The organism is Peribacillus sp. P4_C12 (assembly GCF_056402095.1).
The window spans coordinates 1-2,433 of record NZ_JBFUIB010000523.1; the positions used below are offsets into that span (position 1 = coordinate 1).

At 40.6% G+C, this 2,433-nt stretch carries 3 protein-coding genes; all 3 read right to left on the reverse strand.

Annotation, left to right across the window (positions count from 1 at the left end):
- Positions 1-519, reverse strand: a 519-nt coding sequence (radC, locus tag AC1DUW_RS25895) for a RadC family protein (RefSeq protein ID WP_477643832.1), incomplete at its 3' end; no start/stop codon positions are given.
- A gap of 60 nt (positions 520-579) precedes the next feature.
- Positions 580-1,149, reverse strand: a complete 570-nt coding sequence (locus AC1DUW_RS25900; RefSeq protein ID WP_377438349.1) for a Maf family protein — start codon at positions 1,147-1,149, stop codon at positions 580-582.
- 182 nt (positions 1,150-1,331) lie between these two features.
- The gene (locus AC1DUW_RS25905) at positions 1,332-2,306 is read right to left on the reverse strand and encodes a hypothetical protein (protein WP_477643831.1); all 975 of its coding nucleotides are present in this window, start codon (positions 2,304-2,306) and stop codon (positions 1,332-1,334) included.
- Positions 2,307-2,433 lie beyond the last annotated feature (127 nt).

The window sequence follows — 2,433 nt, forward strand, 5'->3', positions numbered from 1 at the left end:
ATGAAGACAGATGATAGAGGCAGCAGACCTTCTGAAAGCTTCTTTGAAGACCTCACGCGGATGCACAATCGAAGCATTGAGACTGCCGATGAAGACTGTCGTTTTATGAAGCACTTGATTTTTCGTATTTAAATAGAGACAGACGAAATGTTCTTGTGTCAAAAAACGCATTTCTTCCATGCAATAATTGGCACCATCTTCAGGAGAGCGGATCACATAGCGGTCTGGATCATTTAATTTTTGAATTCTCCTGCCAAGTTCGACCGAGGCTAAAATTTGAATCGCTTTCGCTTCACCAATCCCTTTAATCCCGGTCATTTCTTCGACAGAGGCTTCTTTTAACAGACGCAGACCCTCGAAAGATTTGATGAGGCGACTAGAAAGCTGAAGGACAGATTCTTCCTTTGTTCCAGTCCTCAACAGCAGAGCAAGCAATTCTTGATTGGAGAGGCTTTGCGGCCCGTCTTGCAGGAATCTTTCGCGAGGCATCTCTTCTTTGGGGTAATCCCGCATTTGCATTTTTTCACTCAAAGCATCCACCCTTCCTTATAAAAGGGAGAGGGCCAGAGGAGAAATCTATTACGTCAAGTCTGATTGCATCACCTTAAGTTCGCGAGCTAGTCTTGAAACCGGAAGTCCGACAACAGTGAAATAGTCCCCATTAATTTGTTTGACAAGAAGTGAACCGTATCCTTGAATACCATAGCCGCCTGCCTTGTCAAAAGGTTCGCCGCTGTCCAGATAACGTTCGATTTCAGCTTCTGACAGCTCCCAAAAAGTCACTTCCGTTTTTTCTGCAAATACTTTTCTGTGCTTACCGAATAAAATAGCGACACCTGTGTACACTTCATGTGTTCTTCCTGATAACATCTCGAGCATTCTTTTTCCATCGGCACGGTTGATTGGCTTGCCCAATATCTCACCATCAAGGACAACAACTGTATCTGAGCCAATTACCCAGCTTTCCTGATGATCAGCCGCAATGGCTGCCGCTTTTCTAGAAGCTAATTCTTTTACCGCCTCTTCCGCACGCATGTTTTCATCAATACTTTCATCGACATTGGAATTCATACTTTCGAAGGGTATTTGAAGGAATTGTAGAAGTTCTTTACGACGCGGTGATGATGAAGCTAAAATCAATGGTTGCATAATAAAAAGTCACCTTTCTTTACATAGGGAGATACATTTCTATCCTATCAAATTATGGTGAAATCCACAATTATTGTTTACTAGGAATCGACAAATGGCCGTATCTTATTTCCCGGAAAATAAAAAAAGTTGTCATAAAGGGGAGCTTGTCCTGTTAAATAACTCCCCTAGATCATCAACTCTCACCCTGCTATTTTTTGGTAATTCAATAAAAAGTCAAGCAGACTTCCTTGAGCCTGTAAAAGATATTCTTCCTTTTTTGATGTTTCATATTCGGTTATCAACTTTGCCGCAGCTGATAGATTATTATTCATTTGGGAAAGGTCTGATGATAAGTTCTCCCCCTTTAGCTTTTCCATATTTTTTTTCAGAGTTTCCTCGTTTACTGTTGTTTCCTTACCCCGAAGCTTGGTGGCGGATGTTTCTGCTAATGAAGAATATACAGCCTTCATAGTGTCGAGTGTTTCCTCATCTTTTTGACTTTTACTCGCCGCTTCAAAATTGATTTCCTTCCAATAAACGTCTACATCATATGACTTTAAAAACAATGCCAGCTCCTTACTTGCAGTTAGGCTCTCCGCTGATCCTAAAAATAAATAATAGCTGTCTTCTAATTTGAAAATTTCAGCAGGAACCTGCTTTTCAATGATTTTTTTTTGAATTTGTTTTGCCGCATCCTCGCTGCTGAATACACCGCCTTGTACAAGGAATGTTTTCAGCTGAGCTCCTTGTTCCATAGTTTCTGGTTTTGTTTCCTCAGCAGGAGATGCCGTTGTGATAGAGGTCTCGACTGAAGTATCAGCTGCCTTTTCCTTAGTAATGGTTTTAACGGCAATTAAGCCAAGAATCGACCCGAAAAACACCGCACAAATGACTGCAATCAAGAATGGTTTTATTGGTCTTTTGTCCGCCGGACTATTTAACGTGCCAGTACCAAAACCGATAAGCTTCGGCATTTTCTTCTTTTTCGGGGCAGGGACCAATACAACCTTGTTCTCGATTGAATCATCCGGTAGAATCCATTCAAAACTATCATCAGTTTGTTCCTGCTCCTCACCCGCTGCCTCTTGATCTACATTCTTATTTTTATCGGCAAATACTTTTTCTTCCCCATTTATTTTTATCTTAATACCTTTGCTTTTTTCGGACTTGTCCACTTTTTTTCCTCCTCTCCTGATCATTTTTTCCATCCTATCATAGAGGCAAAAAAAAATAACAAGACTTTTGTCGTCTTGTCATTAATAGGTTTCGTCAAATTTCTCTATTCATATTTCCCTAAACTAA